The organism is Mycobacterium sp. C31M, assembly GCF_053345865.1.
On the sequence record NZ_JBKFAX010000005.1, the window covers coordinates 267,032 to 282,820 of the forward strand.

The following is a 15,789-nucleotide window of genomic DNA, read 5'->3' on the forward strand; positions in this document are numbered from 1 at the left end:
CCGGACCCGCTACCGGTATTTTGAAAGGTGCCATGGCCCGCGCAATTCACGTCTTCCGCTCACCCGACCGCTTCGTGGCCGGGACCGTCGGGCAGCCCGGGAACCGCACGTTCTATCTGCAGGCCGTGCACGACAAACGCATCATCTCGGTGATGCTGGAGAAGCAGCAGGTGGCGGTACTCGCCGAGCGCATCTCCGCACTGCTGGTGGAGATCAACCGGCGCTTCGGCACCCCGATCCCGCCCGATACCGGCGAGGTCGACGATCTGCACCCGCTGGAGATGCCCGTCGACGCCGAATTCCGGGTCGGCACCATGGGGCTGGGCTGGGACGCCGAGGCGCAGACCGTCGTGGTGGAGCTGCTTGCGGTGTCCGACACCGAGTTCGACGCCTCGGTGGTGCTCGACGACGCCGAGGACGGCCCCGACGCCGTGCGGGTGTTCCTGTCCCCAGAGTCCGCCCGCGAGTTCGCCACCCGGTCCAACCGTGTGATCTCGGCCGGCCGGCCGCCGTGTCCACTGTGTGACGAACCGCTCGACCCCGAGGGCCACATCTGTGTGCGCACCAACGGCTATCGACGCGGGGCCTTCGGTGGGACAGACGATGAACCGCCCTTCTGAGGACGATGTCGAGCAGGTCCTGACCGCCGGCGAATTGACCGTCATCGGCCGGATCCGTTCGGCGAGCAACGCAACCTTCCTGTGCGAGGCACAGCTGGGGGAGCACCGCGCGCACTGTGTGTACAAGCCGGTGGCCGGTGAGGCCCCGCTGTGGGACTTCCCGGACGGCACGCTGGCAGGCCGGGAACGCGCCGCCTTCCTGGTTTCTGCGGCGCTGGGCTGGGATGTTGTGCCGCACACCATCATTCGTGGCGGCCCGGCCGGCTCGGGCATGGTGCAGCTGTGGGTCGATCAGCCCGGCGACGGACTGACCGACACACCCGCGGCCGACGAGGATGGACCGGACCTGGTGGATCTGGTGCCCTCGGGTCAGATCCCGGCCGGCTATCTGGCCATCCTGGAGGCCTACGACCACGCCGGTGACGCCGTCACCCTGGTGCACGCCGACGACGACCGGCTGCGCCGGATGGCCGTCTTCGATGTGCTGATCAACAACGCCGACCGCAAGGGCGGCCACATTCTGGCCGGTGTGGACGGTCGCGTCCGCGGCGTCGACCACGGCGTCACGCTGCACTGCGAGGACAAGCTGCGCACCGTGCTGTGGGGCTGGGCGGGCAAGCCGGTCGACGATGAGCTGCTGGCGGCGATCGCGACCCTGGGCGAGGCGGTTCGTGGTGAGCTCGGCGCACAGTTGCGCGAGCACCTGACCGCCCGCGAGGTGGCCGCGCTGGCGGCGAGAGTGGTTGCGCTGCTGGATGATCCGGTGATGCCATCACCGGACCGGCACCGGCCGATCCCGTGGCCGGCGTTCTAACGACGCGGGCCGAAACCCTCGAACGGATTCCAGGACTGGCTGTTGCGCCGGACGTGCAGGTAGTAGCCGTAATTGGCCACCGTCATGATCGCGCCGGCGAAACCGAACGTCACCGCGTTGGCCAGCAGGCTGGGCGCCTCCAGCACCGCCAGCAGCACACCCAGGCCGGCTCCGATCCCGAGCACCGAGGTGCCCTTGCGCCACATGCCCTTCACGAAGAAATAGATGAAGCCGAACAGGAACGCCCAGACGTTGGATGTCAGCCGGAGCTTGTCCCACAGCGGCAACACCTTGTACGCGGCCTTGGCGGCCGGGCTGGAACTGGGCAGACCGTAGAGATCGAAGAAGTCGAATCGGCGTTGCCAGGACGCGGGTAACTCACCGGCCTCGGGTGTGGTCATGAACTCATTGAATACCGCGCCGTGCGGGCCCGCGGCACCGCCACGCAATACTGGACCGGTGAATTCCGCTGCGCAGACCGACGCCGACGTGGCCGCACTGGTGGCTGCCGAGGCAGGTGAACTGCTGCTGGCCGTTCGTGAGGAGGTCGGTTTCTACGACTCCTACGACCTCGGTGACGCCGGTGATCGGCGGGCAAACACGCTGATCCTGAAGCGACTCGACGAACTGCGCCCGGGTGATGCCGTGCTGTCCGAGGAGGCCGTCGACGACCGATCCCGGGTGCACGCCGACCGGGTGTGGATCGTCGACCCGGTGGACGGCACCCGCGAGTTCTCGATGCCCGGTCACAACGACTGGGCGGTGCACATCGCTTTGTGGCAACGCAACGGAACCGAACAGGGCGCCATCACCGATGCGGCGGTGGCTCTGCCTGCCGTCGGGCAGGTCTACCGCACCGACACCGTCGCCCCGCCACCACCGCGGCGCGAGGGCCCTATCCGCATCACCGCCAGTACCTATCGCCCACCGGCCGTGCTGTGGTGGCTACGTGAGCAGATGGACATCGAGGTGGTGCGCATCGGTTCGGCGGGCGCCAAGGCGATGGCCGTGGTCCGCGGTGACGTCGATGCCTACATCCACGCCGGCGGGCAGTGGGAGTGGGATTCGGCGGCCCCGGCCGGTGTGGTGCAGGCCGCCGGGCTGCACGCGACCCGCCTGGGTGGTGCCCCGCTGATCTACAACCGCCGTGATCCCTACCTGCCCGACCTGCTGATGTGTCGCACCGAACTGGCGGAGCCACTGCTGCAGACCATCCGGTCGGCATTTTGATCGGCGAGTTCGGGAATGGAATCGGCCGCGCGGTTGTCGGATTCGGGGGAGCCGCCAACCACCGGAGGGAACAGGTGACCCAACCCCCTAGAGTCGATGCCATGCAGTCCTGGCCGGCGCCGACCGTTCCCACGTTGCCCGGCAGCGGCGTGCCAATGCGGCTCTACGACACCGCCGACGGGCAGGTCCGCCCGGTGACCCCGGGGCCGACCGCCACGATGTATGTCTGCGGCATCACCCCGTATGACGCCACCCACCTCGGGCACGCCGCGACCTATCTGACATTCGACCTCGTCAACCGGGTCTGGCGCGACGGCGGCCACGATGTGCACTACGTGCAGAACATCACCGATGTCGACGATCCGCTGTTCGAACGTGCCGCCCGCGACGGGATCGGCTGGCGTGAGCTCGGCGACCGGGAGACCCAGCTGTTCCGCGAGGACATGGCCGCGCTGCGGGTGCTGCCGCCGCGGGACTATGTGGCGGCCACCGATGCGATCGCCGAGGTGATCGAGCTCGTCGAGAAGATGCTGGCCTCCGGGGCCGCCTATGTCGTCGACGATGCGCAGTATCCCGATGTGTACTTCCACGCCGACGCCACCGTGCAGTTCGGCTACGAGTCGGGTTATGACCACGAGACCATGTCGCGATTGTTCGCCGAGCGCGGCGGCGACCCCGACCGCACCGGCAAGGCCGACCCGCTGGATGCGCTGCTGTGGCGCAGCAAGCGTCCCGACGAGCCGAGCTGGCCGTCCCCGTTCGGTGACGGACGGCCGGGCTGGCATGTCGAATGCGCGGCGATCGCACTGACCCGGATCGGCACCGGCCTGGACATCCAGGGTGGCGGTTCCGACCTGATCTTCCCGCACCACGAGTTCTCGGCCGCGCATGCCGAATCGGTCAGTGGGGAGCGCCGATTCGCCCGGCACTATGTGCACGCCGGGATGATCGGCTGGGACGGGCACAAGATGAGCAAGAGCCGCGGCAACCTGGTGCTGGTGTCCCGGCTGCGCGCCGACGGCGTCGATCCGTCCGCGGTCCGGCTCGGCCTGTTCGCGGGGCACTACCGCGAGGATCGGTTCTGGAGCAACGCCGTGCTGGAGCAGGCGCAGGCCAGATTGCAGCAGTGGCGGGCGGCAACGGCATTGCCTGCCGGTCCCGATGCCACCGATGTGCTGGCACGCGTGCGCGGCTACCTGGCCGACGACCTGAACACCCCGAAAGCGCTTGCCGCCATAGATGGTTGGTGTACCGACGCATTGACCTACGGGGGCGCCGACGCGGCGGCTCCGCGCCTGGTCGCCGACCTCGCCGATGCGTTGCTGGGTGTAGACCTGTAGCCGCTACGGCGGTACGTTCTACCGCCATGGGTTCACTGCACGGCAAAGTCGTCTTCATCACCGGTGGCGCCCGCGGCGTCGGCGCCGAACTGGCGCTGCGGCTGCGTAGCAAGGGCGCCGACCTGGTGCTGACCGATCTGGACGAGGCGCCGCTGATCGAGCTGGCGGCCAAGCTCGGTGGGGACGCTCACGTGCTGACGGCCCTGGCCGACGTCCGTGACCTGCCGGCCATGGAGGCGGCCGCCGCGGCGGCCGTCGAGCGCTTCGGCGGTATCGACATCGTCATCGCCAATGCCGGGATCGCCAGTTTCGGGTCGCTTCTGGCCGTCGATCCCGACGCCTTCCGGCGGGTCGTCGACGTCAACGTGGTCGGCGTGTTCAACACGGTGCGGGCCACCTTGCCGGCGGTACTGCAACGGCGCGGCTACGTGTTGGTGGTGTCCTCGCTGGCGGCGTTCACCTCGGCACCGGGTCTGGCCGCCTATCACGCGTCCAAGGCCGGTGCCGAATACCTCGCGAACACCCTGCGCCTGGAGGTCGCCCATCGCGGTGTCGATGTCGGCTGCGCCCACATGAGCTGGATCGACACCCCGCTGGTGCAGGACGCCAAGGCCGATCTGTCCACCTTCCGCGAGATGCTCACCCGGATGCCCGGGCCGCTGAAGCAGACCACCACCGTGCAGGCCTGCGGGGCTGCCTTCGTGCGCGGTATAGAGCGGCGCAGCAAGCGCATCTACTGCCCGCGCTGGGTCGGGCTGTTCCGCTGGATCCGGCCGCTGGTGTCGACACCGGTGGGCGAACGAGACATCCGCCGGTTCACTCCGGAACTCCTGCCGAAACTGGATGCCGAGGTGGCCGCGCTGGGCCGCTCGACCAGCGCCCGCACCGAGGCGCTGGAGAACTAGCGACCTCGTCTGCGCAGGTAGCGCTCGAACTCCGCGGCCAGCGCGTCCCCGTCGATCTTGCCCAGCGCATCGTTCATGTCGACCTCGGCGTCGCCGCGTTCCTCCAGCGACTGCACGTACTCGGCGATCTCGTCGTCCTCGGCGGTCATCTCGGTGACGGCCTGCTCCCACTCCTCGGCGGCACTGGGCAGATCGGCCAGCGGCACCTCGATATCGAGCACATCCTCGACCCGGCGCAACAGCGCCACCGTCGCCTTCGGGTTGGGCGGCTGCGACACATAGTGGGGGACCGCAGCCCAGAACGTCACGGCCGGGATCCCGGCCTGCACACAGGCGTCCTGGAACACCCCGGCGATACCGGTGGGTCCTTCGTAGCGGGTCTCCTCCAGGCCGAAGAACTTGGCCGAATCGGCCGAATAGGCGGCGCCGGACACCGGCACCGGACGGGTGTGTGGTGTGTCGGCCAGCAACGCACCGAGGATCACCACGGTGTCGACATTGAGCTTGTCGGCGATCGCCAGCAGTTCGGCGCAGAAGGTGCGCCACCGCATATTGGGTTCCACACCGTGCATCAGCACGATGTCTCGGTCACTGCCCGGCGGGCGGCAGTGCGATATCCGCATCGACGGCCACACCAGCTCGCGGGTCACCCCGTCCACCTGCCGGATCACCGGGCGGTTCACCTGGTAGTCGTAATAGGTCTCGTCGTCGATCTCGACGATCGTCTCGGCCTCCCAGATGGAGTCCAGGTGCTCCAGCGCACCGCTGGCCGCGTCACCGGCGTCGTTCCAGCCCTCGAAGGCCGCAACAACGACCGTGTTCTGCAGTTTCGGCAGGCCGGGTCCGCTCGCATCCGACGGTGTCACTCCCTCAGCGTAAGCCCTGACAGGCGGTCGTGAGCCGTGGCCGGCGGCGTGGCGGCGAGCGGGCATCAAGACGTCGATCGGGTGAACACGTAGACTTTTGTGCGTCGAGAGGCGTTGCAACGGTTTGCCGGTGTCACCCGGTCATCCGCCACGCTCGGCAGAGTCAAGGACGCCTTCCGTCACGGAAGGAACGTATGTGAGCACCCCTGAGTTGAATCCTTTTGTGCCGAACATCCGACCGGACTGCACCGACGAACTGACCGCTGCGCTGCAACAGCGCATCGTGGTGATCGACGGCGCCATGGGCACCGCCATCCAGCGTGACCGGCCCGATGAGGCCGGCTACCGCGGTGACCGCTTCAAGGACTGGCCGAGCGATCTGATCGGCAACAACGACCTGCTGAATCTGACCCAGCCACACATCATCGAGGACATCCACCGCGAGTACCTGCAGGCCGGTGCGGACATCCTGGAGACCAATACCTTCAACGCGAACGCCGTCTCGCTGTCTGACTACGGCATGGAGGAGTTCGCGTACGAGCTGAACTACGCGGGCGCCGCGCTCGCCCGCGCCGCCGCCGACGAGTTCAGCACGCCCGACAAGCCGCGGTATGTCGCCGGCGCGCTGGGCCCCACCACCAGGACCGCGTCGATCTCGCCGGATGTCAACGATCCGGGCGCCCGCAACGTGTCCTACGACCAGCTGGTCACCGCATACCTGGAGGCCGCGGGCGGCCTGGTCGACGGCGGCTCCGACATCATCATCGTCGAGACCATCTTCGACTCGCTGAACGCCAAGGCCGCGGTGTTCGCCATCGAGACGCTGTTCGAACAGCGCGGCCGCCGCTGGCCGGTGATCATCTCCGGCACCATCACCGACGCGTCCGGTCGGACCCTGTCCGGTCAGGTCACCGAGGCGTTCTGGAACGCCATCCGGCACGCCAAGCCGATCGCGGTGGGCCTGAACTGCGCCCTGGGCGCCCCGGAGATGCGGCCCTACATCGCCGAGATGGCGCGCATCGCCGACACCTATGTGTCCTGCTATCCGAATGCGGGCCTGCCCAACGCCTTCGGTGAGTACGACGAGTCGCCGGAGCGGCAGGCCTCCTATGTCGCCGAGTTCGCCGATGCCGGTCTGGTGAACCTGGTCGGCGGATGCTGCGGCACCGCGCCACAGCACATCGCCGAGATCGCCAAGGTCGTCGACGGCAAGACACCGCGCCCGCTGCCGCAGATCGAGGTGGCCACCCGGCTCTCGGGGCTGGAGCCGCTCAACATCACCGACGACTCGCTGTTCGTCAACATCGGTGAGCGCACCAACATCACCGGCTCGGCACGGTTCCGCAACCTCATCAAATCCGAGGACTACGACACCGCGCTGTCGGTGGCCCTGCAGCAGGTCGAGGTCGGTGCCCAGGTCATCGACATCAACATGGACGAGGGCATGATCGACGGTGTCGCCGCCATGGACCGGTTCACCAAGCTGATCGCGGCCGAGCCCGATATCAGCCGGGTCCCCGTGATGATCGACTCCTCCAAGTGGGACGTCATCGAGAGCGGCCTGAAGAACGTGCAGGGCAAGCCGATCGTCAACTCGATCTCCCTGAAGGAGGGCGAGGAGAAGTTCCTGCGCGAGGCCCGGCTGTGCCGCAAGTACGGCGCCGCCGTGGTGGTGATGGCCTTCGACGAGCAGGGCCAGGCCGACAATCTGGAGCGGCGCAAGGAGATCTGCGGGCGGGCCTACCGGATCCTGACCGAAGAGGTCGGGTTCCCGGCCGAGGACATCATCTTCGACCCGAACTGCTTCGCGCTGGCCACCGGTATCGAGGAACACGCCACCTACGGCATCGACTTCATCGAGGCCTGCGCGTGGATCAAGGAGAACCTGCCCGGGGTGCACATCTCCGGCGGTATCTCCAACGTGTCCTTCTCGTTCCGCGGTAACAATCCGGTGCGCGAGGCGATCCACGCGGTGTTCCTGTTCCACGCCATCAAGGCGGGCCTGGACATGGGCATCGTCAACGCCGGCGCGCTGGTGCCCTACGACTCGATCGACCCCGAACTGCGGGACCGTATCGAGGATGTGGTGCTGAACCGGCGCGAGGACGCCGCCGAACGGCTGCTGGAGATCGCCGAGCGGTTCAACACCAAGGCGGACAAGACCGACGAGGCCGCCGCGGCCGAATGGCGTAATCTTCCTGTCCGGGAACGGATCACGCATGCGCTGGTGAAGGGCATCGACGCACACGTCGACGCCGACACCGAGGAGTTGCGGGCCGATATCGCCGCCGCCGGCGGCCGCCCGATCGAGGTGATCGAGGGACCGCTGATGGACGGCATGAACGTCGTCGGCGATCTCTTCGGCTCGGGCAAGATGTTCCTGCCGCAGGTGGTCAAGTCCGCGCGCGTGATGAAGAAGGCCGTCGCCTATCTACTGCCGTTCATCGAGGAGGAGAAGGCCGAATCCGGTATCGCGGACAAGGACACCAACGGCACCATCATCATGGCGACCGTAAAGGGCGACGTCCACGACATCGGGAAGAACATCGTCGGAGTTGTGCTGCAGTGCAACAACTATGAGGTTATCGACCTCGGCGTGATGGTGCCCGCGCAGAAGATCCTGGACGCGGCAAAGGAACACAACGCCGATATCATCGGACTGTCCGGCCTGATCACGCCGTCGCTGGACGAGATGGTCAACTTCGCCGTCGAGATGGAGCGCGAGGGCTTGCAGATCCCGCTGCTGATCGGCGGCGCGACCACCTCGCGCGCGCATACCGCGGTCAAGGTGGCCCCGCGCCGCAGCGGTCCGGTGGTGTGGGTCAAGGATGCCTCCCGGTCGGTGCCGGTGGCCGCCGCCCTGCTCGACGACAAGCAGCGCCCCGGTCTGTTGGAGGCCACCGCGGCCGACTACGCGGCGCTGCGCGAACGGCATGCCCAGAAGAACGAGCGGCCCATGCTGACCCTGGAGAAGGCGCGGGCGAACCGCACGCCGATCGACTGGGCCGGCTACACGCCGCCGGCACCGGTCATCGGGACGGGTGTACGAGAATTTCTGGACTACGACCTGGCCGAACTGCGCGAGTACATCGACTGGCAGCCGTTCTTCAACGCCTGGGAGATGAAGGGTCGCTTTCCGGACATCCTGAACAACCCGGCCTCCGGTGAGGCCGCTCGCAAGCTGTACGACGATGCCCAGACGATGCTGGACACCTTGATCAAGGAGAAGTGGCTGACGGCCAACGGCGTGATCGGGTTCTTCCCCGCGAACGCCGTCGGTGACGATATCGAGGTCTACACCGACGCTGCGCGCACCCAGGTGCTGACCACGCTGCACAACCTGCGCCAGCAGGGGGAGCACCGCGACGGTGTTCCGAACAAGTCGCTGGGTGACTTCGTCGCGCCGAAGGAGACCGGGTTGGCCGACCATGTCGGCGCGTTCGCCGTCACCGCGGGTCTGGGCAGTCACGACAAGATCGTCGAGTTCAAGGCAGACCTCGACGACTACAGCGCGATCCTGCTGGAGTCGCTGGCCGACCGGCTGGCCGAGGCCTTCGCCGAACGGATGCATCAGCGGGTCCGCGAGGAGTTCTGGGGTTACCGGCCCGACGAGCAACTCGACAACGAGTCGCTGATCGGCGAGAAGTACGTCGGCATCCGGCCGGCGCCGGGTTACCCGGCCTGCCCGGAGCACACCGAGAAGACGACGCTGTTCGAGTTGATGGATGTGACCAAGCGGACCGGTATCGAGCTCACCGAGTCGATGGCGATGTGGCCGGGCGCCGCGGTCAGCGGCTGGTATTTCTCGCACCCGCAGTCGCAGTACTTCGTCGTCGGCAGGCTGTCCCAGGACCAGGTCGCCGACTACGCGCGGCGCAAGGGCTGGACATTGCAGGAGGCGGAACGCTGGCTGGCGCCCAACCTCGGCTACAACCCGGAGGACTGAGCGGGATCACGAACGTAATGTGACGCTGACAGCCTCGCCGTGCATATATGTCCACGGCGAGGCTGTCAGCGTCACATTACGTCAGTGACAACCGTTGACACCCAGCGGCTTCAGCCGTCCCCGTGGCCGCTGTCACAAGAATCACCCTGCCGGGCAGCGGATCACGCAGCCACCGCCGGATTTCCCCGGTCATCGGCCGCGATGCGAGAATGACTGCATGCGCGCAGTGCTCTGGGACATGGACGGCACGCTGGTGGACTCCGAAAAGCTCTGGGATATCGCCATTCATGAGCTGTACCGGCGATTCGACCGGGAGCTGACCGCCGCGGTCCGGACCTCCACCATCGGCGGTTCCAGTGACACCGTCATGAAGATCGTCTACGACGACCTCGGCCTGGACCCGGATCCACAGCACATGGCGGGCACCGCCGACTGGATGCACGACTACGTCGGTGAACTGTTCGCCGAAGGACTGCCATGGTGTGCCGGTGCCCGCGAGATGCTCGACGCACTGTCCGGTGATGGTGTGACGATGGCGCTGGTGACCAACACCCGCCGGGGGTTGACCGAGAAGGCGCTCAACAGCATTGGCCGCGACTACTTCGCGGTCACGGTGTGCGGCGACGAGGTGCCGGTGGGCAAGCCGGCACCCGATATCTATCTGCACGCCGCGGCGGCGCTGGGGCTGGACGCGACCGAGTGCCTGGCGATCGAGGATTCGGTGACCGGGACCACCGCGGCCGAGGCCGCCGGGTGCGCCGTGTTGGTGATCCCCAACGAGATCGAGGTACCGACCGGCGATCGACGGCGGCACGCCGAATCCCTGGCCGGGTTGACCGTCGGCGATCTGCGGGCCATCCACACCGAACTCGGTCTGGTCGCGGGCGAACGCTCAGCCTGAGCGCGCGCCTTTCGTCACAACTGCGGTATCACCCGTTTGGTTACGGTCCGCACCGGGCATCGTTGTGCCATCGTGAGATGTCACGCATCACTGTCTGCTGCGGAAGGACGATCCGATGACACATGGCCCGGTCGGCGGAGAAGCTTCTTTTCTGGACGACGATCCCGATTTCCACTCCGGGCGCACCGCTGTGCGCATCGCCGGCGTCGCCGCGCTCGGCGGGTTGCTGTTCGGCTACGACAGCGCCGTCATCAACGGCGCGGTGAGTTCCATCCAGGAGGACTTCGGGATCGGGAACGCCGAACTCGGATTCGCCGTAGCGTCGGCACTGCTGGGTGCGGCGGCCGGCGCCATGACGGCAGGCCGCATCGCGGACAAGATCGGCCGGATCGCGGTCATGAAGATCGCCGCGGTGTTGTTCCTGATCAGCGCATTCGGAACCGGTCTGGCCCATGACGTCTGGACCGTGGTGCTGTTCCGGATCGTCGGCGGTATCGGTGTGGGCGTGGCGTCGGTCATCGCGCCGGCCTACATCGCCGAGACCTCACCACCGCAGATCCGCGGCAGGCTCGGATCGCTGCAACAACTCGCGATCGTGCTCGGCATCTTCGCCTCGTTCGCCGTCAACTGGGTGCTGCAATGGATCGCCGGTGGCCCCAACGAGGTGCTGTGGCTGGGCCTGGACGCCTGGCGCTGGATGTTCCTGGCCATGGCGGTGCCCGCCGTGTTGTACGGCGTGCTGGCCTACACCATCCCGGAGTCGCCGCGTTATCTTGTTGCCAGCCACAAGATCCCGGAAGCGCGCCGGGTGCTGAGCATGCTGCTGGGGCAGAAGAACCTGGAGATCACCATCACCCGCATCCGGGACACCCTGGAGCGGGAGGACAAGCCGTCCTGGCGTGATCTGCGTAAGCCCACGGGTGGGGTGTACGGCATCGTCTGGGTCGGCCTGGGGCTGTCGATCTTCCAGCAGTTCGTCGGGATCAACGTGATCTTCTACTACTCGAATGTGCTGTGGCAGGCGGTCGGATTCAGCGCCGACGAATCGGCGGTGTACACGGTGATCACCTCGGTGATCAACGTGCTGACCACCTTGATCGCCATCGCACTCATCGACAAGATCGGCCGCAAGCCCCTGCTGCTGATCGGGTCGGCAGGTATGGCGGTCACCCTGGCCACCATGGCCGTCATCTTCGCCAATGCCACCGTCAACGCCGACGGCACCCCGAGCCTGCCGGGCGCATCCGGGATCATCGCGCTCGTCGCCGCCAACCTGTTCGTGGTCGCGTTCGGCATGTCCTGGGGACCGGTGGTGTGGGTGCTGCTCGGCGAGATGTTCCCCAACCGAATCAGGGCAGCCGCCCTGGGGTTGGCCGCGGCCGGGCAGTGGGCGGCCAACTGGGCCATCACCGTCAGCTTCCCCGAGCTGCGCAATCACCTGGGGCTGGCCTACGGGTTCTACGCGCTGTGCGCGGTGCTGTCGTTCGTGTTCGTCACCAGGTGGGTCCGCGAAACCAAGGGTGTGTCGCTGGAGGACATGCACGCCGAATTGCTCAACGAGGACAAACCCGTCACCAACTAGCGTGCAGGGGTGATCTGCGACACGACATCGCCGCCATTACGGTGAGGGCCTGGTGTACGACGGTCGGTGGGGGGTGAGCGGTTGGGCACCAGCCTGAACTCGTCGCGCGACCACGTCGCCATCGCGGTGCCCTGCGCACTGGTTGCCGCGCTCGCGGTGACGATGATCTTCGCCGGCGACGCCTGGTGGCTGGCACTGGCCAACGACACGATCTCGGTGAGCCTGTCCGCCTTTGCGGCCGGCTGCGCGGCGATGGCGGCCCGCCACGCCGAAGGGCCGACGCGGCGCGCCTGGATCACGCTGTCGACCGCGCTGTGTGCCTGGGCCGTCGGCGACGCGATCTGGCTGTTCTACGACGTGATCCTGCGGGAACCGCCGTCGCCCTCGCCCGCCGATCTGTTCTATCTGGCGTTCTCGCTGCTCGTCGCGGTAGGGCTGGCCCAACTGCTGGCCGGCGGGGGCTTGGTCTCGCGGGTGCATCTGACCCTCGACGCGCTGACGGTATCGCTGTGCCTGTTCCTGCTGATGTGGATCTTCAGTCTCAACAAGGTTGTCGACACACTGCGCGACAACAACGTCGAGCTGACGTTGGCCTTGATCACCCCGCTGGCCGATGTGGTGGTGCTGTCGGTGGCCGTGCTCGCGCTGGCCCGCTCCCGGCGCCGTCGTCCGGTGGCGCTGGCGGTGGTGGCGCTGGCACTCACCTTGATCACCATCGCCGATGTCACGCTGGCGTTCCTGATCGTGGAGGGCGGGTACCGCACCGGCCATTTCATCGACATTCTGTGGGCGGCCGGGATGGCCCTGTTCGCGGTCGCGGCGGTGATCAGTCGGCGCCCGACCGCCGTGCCCGACCGACCCGCACCGGTGCCGTCACATTCATCGCTGTGGCTGCCCTACGTTCCGTTCCTGCTGGTTGGCGCACTCGGCCCGCCGGTGTTGATGCGTGGGCTGGAGAGTGTGCTGGTCCCGTTACTCGTCTGTGTGGTCTGCGCGCGGCAGATGCTGTCGGCATGGGAGAACCGGCGACTACTGGCTGAGGCAGCCGATCAGGCGCTGCGCGATCCACTCACCGGACTGGCCAACCGGACGTTGTTCGACGAGCGTCTGCATCACGCGATGCTGCTGCGCACCCGCGACGAGCGGCCCATCACGGTGGTCTCGATCGACCTCGACGATTTCAAGCTGGTCAACGACAGCCTCGGGCATCCGGTCGCCGACCGGTTGTTGATCGATGCGGGGCAACGCATCCTGGAATGCGTCCGCACCGGTGACACCGTCGCCCGAATGGGTGGTGACGAGTTCGCCCTGTTGATGGAGGGCGGCGCCGACGACCATCAGCTGGTGGCCCGTCGGGTGGCCGACGAGTTCGCGGTGCCCTTTGTGGTCGACGGTCAGGAGGTGTTCCTGCGGCCCAGTATCGGGGTGGCCACCGCGACCCCGGAATCGCCGGAACTGACGGCGGCGATGCTGGTCCAACGCGCCGATATCGCCATGTACGCGGCCAAGCGGTCCCGGACCTCCGAAGTGCGGACATTCGAGGACGATCTGGCCACGGCCCGAGGCTGGAGCCCCGAAACCCGTGGCGGACCGCGTATTTCCGACAGTAGCGGCGCCGACCGTATCCGGCTGCTCGGCGAACTGCGTGATGCGGTCGACGAGGGTCGGATCGAGGTCGCCTACCAACCCAAGGTCGACCTCGCCAGCCGACGCATCGCCGGCGTCGAGGCACTGCTGCGTTGGCCGCATCCACGGCTGGGCACGCTGCGCCCGGACACCTTCCTGTCCCTGGTGCGCCAGCACGGACTGATGCGTCCGGTCTCCGAGCTCGTGGTGACCAAGGTTCTCGACGATGCCGCGCAGTGGCGTTCCCGCGGCCTGGACGTCGATGTCGCGATCAACCTGTTCGCCCCGATGCTGCGCGATACCGAATTGCCTGCAGCGCTGTGCCGCCAGCTCGACCGGCGCGGACTGCCGCACGGTCTGCTGACCGTCGAGATCACCGAGGATCAGGTCCTCACCGACCTGGTCACCGTCACCGACGTGCTGCGGGGGCTGCGTGGCCGGGGGATCCGGGTGGCGATCGACGATTTCGGCAGCGGCTATTCGGCACTGTCGTACCTGCGTGACCTCGTGATCGACGAGGTGAAACTCGACGGTCGCCTGATCGCCGGTGTCACCACCGACCGCCGCGCCGAGGCGATCGTCAAGGCCGTGATCGATCTGGCGCGCATCCTCGGTGTCGCGGTGGTGGCCGAGGGTGTCGAGGACGCCGACACCGCGCAGTGGCTGACCCGGCACGGCTGTGACACCGGCCAGGGTTACTACTTCAGCGCACCGGTACATCCGGGTGACGTGCCGGCACTGGTCGCCCGGCTGGAGGCACCTGATCCGGCCGGATGACACCGCGTCTTGGGGGTTGTGACCGGCACATGAAACAATCGCTGCCCGTGAAGACCTTCGACGGCCTGTTCGCCGAGCTCAGTGAGAAAGCGCAGACCCGCCCGCCGGGCAGCGGTACCGTCGCGGCACTCGACGCAGGGGTGCACGGACTGGGCAAGAAGATCCTCGAGGAGGCCGGTGAGGTCTGGCTGGCGGCCGAGCATGAGAGCGATGACGCGTTGGCCGACGAGATCAGCCAGTTGCTGTATTGGACCCAGGTGCTCATGCTGTCGCGCGGGTTGAGCCTCGACGACGTCTACCGGAAGCTCTAGTCATATGTTGCGTGTTGCGGTACCCAACAAGGGTGCGCTGAGCGAATCGGCCTCGGAGATCCTGTCTGAGGCCGGCTACCGGCGGCGCACCGATCCCAAGGATCTGACGGTCATCGACCCGGAGAACAACGTCGAGTTCTTCTTCCTGCGCCCCAAGGACATCGCCATCTACGTCGGTTCCGGCGAGCTGGACCTCGGGATCACGGGCCGCGATCTGGCCGCCGACGCCGACGCCCCGGTCGCCGAACGGCTGGCCCTCGGTTTCGGGTCGTCTACCTTCCGGTACGCTGCACCGGCCGGCCGGGACTGGCAGGTGTCCGAACTGGCCGGCAAGCGGATCGCCACGGCGTATCCGAATCTGGTCCGAAATGATCTGGCCGACAAAGGTATCGAGGCCACGGTCATCCGGCTGGACGGGGCGGTGGAGATCTCCATCCAGCTCGGTGTGGCCGATGTGATCGCCGATATCGTCGGGTCCGGGCGGACCCTGCGTCTGCACAATCTGGTCGCGTTCGGGGAGTCGCTGTGTGACTCGGAGGCGATCCTGATCGAACGGGCCGGCTCCGAACCCGATCCGGCGCGTGATCAGCTGGCCGCCCGGGTGCAGGGTGTGGTGTTCGGGCAGCAGTATCTGATGCTCGACTACGACTGTCCACGTAGCCTTCTGGATCAGGCGACCGCGGTGACACCGGGGTTGGAATCGCCGACGATCGCCCCGCTGGCCGACCCCGACTGGGTGGCCGTGCGCGCGTTGGTGCCGCGCCGCACCGTCAACACCATCATGGACCAGCTCGCCGCGATCGGCGCCAAGGCCATCCTCGCCTCCGACATCAGGTTCTGCCGCTTCTGATACAGCGGGTACGCAGCCGAT

General features: G+C 67.2%; 13 protein-coding genes. 11 read left to right on the plus strand and 2 right to left on the minus strand.

Going from position 1 to position 15,789, the window contains the following annotated elements; genetic code table 11:
- Positions 1-32: 32 nt before the first annotated feature.
- Together ACLBYA_RS10345 and ACLBYA_RS10350 are read left to right on the plus strand one after the other, a co-directional pair.
- Positions 33-620, plus strand: coding sequence for a DUF3090 domain-containing protein (locus ACLBYA_RS10345; protein ID WP_447709301.1), 588 nt, complete (start codon positions 33-35; stop codon positions 618-620).
- Complete coding sequence (locus ACLBYA_RS10350) at positions 604-1,434, plus strand: SCO1664 family protein (protein ID WP_447709302.1); 831 nt, start codon at positions 604-606, stop codon at positions 1,432-1,434. The genes ACLBYA_RS10345 and ACLBYA_RS10350 overlap by 17 nt, the downstream gene beginning before the upstream one ends.
- Here ACLBYA_RS10350 and ACLBYA_RS10355 read toward each other — a convergent pair.
- Positions 1,431-1,835, minus strand: coding sequence for a DUF2628 domain-containing protein (locus tag ACLBYA_RS10355; protein ID WP_447709303.1), 405 nt, complete (start codon positions 1,833-1,835; stop codon positions 1,431-1,433). The two genes, ACLBYA_RS10350 and ACLBYA_RS10355, sit on opposite strands and share 4 nt — an antisense overlap.
- Between ACLBYA_RS10355 and ACLBYA_RS10360 the strand changes: the two genes are divergently transcribed.
- From ACLBYA_RS10360 to ACLBYA_RS10370, 3 genes are all read left to right on the plus strand, one after another.
- Positions 1,834-2,664, plus strand: coding sequence for a 3'(2'),5'-bisphosphate nucleotidase CysQ (locus ACLBYA_RS10360; RefSeq protein ID WP_447709304.1), 831 nt, complete (start codon positions 1,834-1,836; stop codon positions 2,662-2,664). The genes ACLBYA_RS10355 and ACLBYA_RS10360 overlap by 2 nt on opposite strands.
- Before the next feature lie 101 nt (positions 2,665-2,765).
- On the plus strand, positions 2,766-4,004 hold the full coding sequence (gene mshC, locus ACLBYA_RS10365; protein ID WP_447709305.1) for a cysteine--1-D-myo-inosityl 2-amino-2-deoxy-alpha-D-glucopyranoside ligase: 1,239 nt from the start codon (positions 2,766-2,768) through the stop codon (positions 4,002-4,004).
- A 26-nt stretch (positions 4,005-4,030) separates the two neighbouring features.
- The gene (locus ACLBYA_RS10370) at positions 4,031-4,909 is read left to right on the plus strand and encodes an SDR family oxidoreductase (RefSeq protein ID WP_447709306.1); all 879 of its coding nucleotides are present in this window, start codon (positions 4,031-4,033) and stop codon (positions 4,907-4,909) included.
- Here ACLBYA_RS10370 and ACLBYA_RS10375 read toward each other — a convergent pair.
- On the minus strand, positions 4,906-5,841 hold the full coding sequence (locus tag ACLBYA_RS10375; RefSeq protein WP_447709307.1) for a PAC2 family protein: 936 nt from the start codon (positions 5,839-5,841) through the stop codon (positions 4,906-4,908). The genes ACLBYA_RS10370 and ACLBYA_RS10375 overlap by 4 nt on opposite strands.
- A gap of 145 nt (positions 5,842-5,986) precedes the next feature.
- Here ACLBYA_RS10375 and metH point away from each other — a divergent pair, with 145 nt between their 5' ends.
- From metH to hisG, 6 genes are all read left to right on the plus strand, one after another.
- Positions 5,987-9,721 carry a methionine synthase gene (gene metH, locus ACLBYA_RS10380; RefSeq protein ID WP_447709420.1) on the plus strand — a complete coding sequence of 1,245 codons (3,735 nt, stop codon included), beginning with the start codon at positions 5,987-5,989 and terminating at the stop codon, positions 9,719-9,721.
- Between the two features lie 217 nt (positions 9,722-9,938).
- Positions 9,939-10,622, plus strand: coding sequence for an HAD family hydrolase (locus ACLBYA_RS10385; RefSeq protein WP_447709308.1), 684 nt, complete (start codon positions 9,939-9,941; stop codon positions 10,620-10,622).
- Positions 10,623-10,737: 115 nt separating this feature from the next.
- Positions 10,738-12,204, plus strand: coding sequence for a sugar porter family MFS transporter (locus ACLBYA_RS10390; RefSeq protein WP_447709309.1), 1,467 nt, complete (start codon positions 10,738-10,740; stop codon positions 12,202-12,204).
- Positions 12,205-12,285: 81 nt separating this feature from the next.
- Entirely contained in the window at positions 12,286-14,607 is a 2,322-nt protein-coding gene (locus ACLBYA_RS10395) for a putative bifunctional diguanylate cyclase/phosphodiesterase (RefSeq protein WP_447709310.1), read from the plus strand.
- Between the two features lie 29 nt (positions 14,608-14,636).
- Complete coding sequence (locus ACLBYA_RS10400) at positions 14,637-14,918, plus strand: phosphoribosyl-ATP diphosphatase (RefSeq protein ID WP_447709311.1); 282 nt, start codon at positions 14,637-14,639, stop codon at positions 14,916-14,918.
- A gap of 4 nt (positions 14,919-14,922) precedes the next feature.
- The gene (hisG, locus tag ACLBYA_RS10405) at positions 14,923-15,768 is read left to right on the plus strand and encodes an ATP phosphoribosyltransferase (protein ID WP_447709312.1); all 846 of its coding nucleotides are present in this window, start codon (positions 14,923-14,925) and stop codon (positions 15,766-15,768) included.
- Positions 15,769-15,789 lie beyond the last annotated feature (21 nt).